Origin of the sequence: Pseudomonas sp. CM25 (assembly GCF_013179705.1) — a bacterium.
GTDB lineage: Bacteria > Pseudomonadota > Gammaproteobacteria > Pseudomonadales > Pseudomonadaceae > Aquipseudomonas.
In genome coordinates this window covers 1-652 of sequence record NZ_JABMCW010000711.1, presented here as the reverse complement: position 1 = coordinate 652, position 652 = coordinate 1, and the positions used below count along the sequence as shown (strand labels likewise).

The window sequence follows — 652 nt, the reverse complement described above, 5'->3', positions numbered from 1 at the left end:
CGCCGGACGGGCAGGCGTGGGGCTGGCGCGCTGCTAAGCTGAAGCTTGCTCTGCCGCAGCGGCAGTCGAGGAGGTCGAATGATTCGCTCCATGCTGTACGCCACCGACCTCGGTGTCTACGCCCCTTTTGTCATGCAGCACGCGCTGGCGCTGGCGCGTACTTTCAATGCCGAGTTGTATGTGATCCATGCGGTGGAACCGATGGGCCAGTTCGCCGAATCCCTCCTGCAAAGTTACCTCGATGAACAGACCCTCGACCAGTTGCACAGCCAGGGGGTAAACACGGTGATGGCCAATATCGAGCAGCGCGTGCTGGAAAACTTTCGTGAAGAGCTGGGTGAGGAGGCTGACCTGGCGGTGATCAAGGCGGTGCGGGTACGCCAGGGCGACCCGGCACAGGTGATCCTCGACCAGGCGCAGCGGTTGAGTGTGGACCTGCTGATTTTCGGTAGCCACAGCGCCGGCGCCGGGGTGGATGTGCCGCTGGGGCGTACGGCGGTGAGGCTGCTCCAGTTGTCGACGGTGCCGGTGTACATGGTGCCGTTGGCGCAGCATTTAGGACGTAGGAAAACATGAAGATGGCCGTAGGCCATTTGTGGCGGTATGTAACAAAATAGTTCTAGATTTATTTCCAGAACCACTAATATAGTTA

At 59.5% G+C, this 652-nt stretch carries 1 protein-coding gene; it reads left to right on the top strand.

Going from position 1 to position 652, the window contains the following annotated elements; translation table 11 throughout:
* Window positions 1–78 precede the first annotated feature (78 nt).
* Window positions 79–576 carry a universal stress protein gene (locus tag HP546_RS30860; RefSeq protein WP_172233833.1) on the top strand — a complete coding sequence of 166 codons (498 nt, stop codon included), beginning with the start codon at window positions 79–81 and terminating at the stop codon, window positions 574–576.
* The last annotated feature ends 76 nt before the right edge of the window (window positions 577–652 follow it).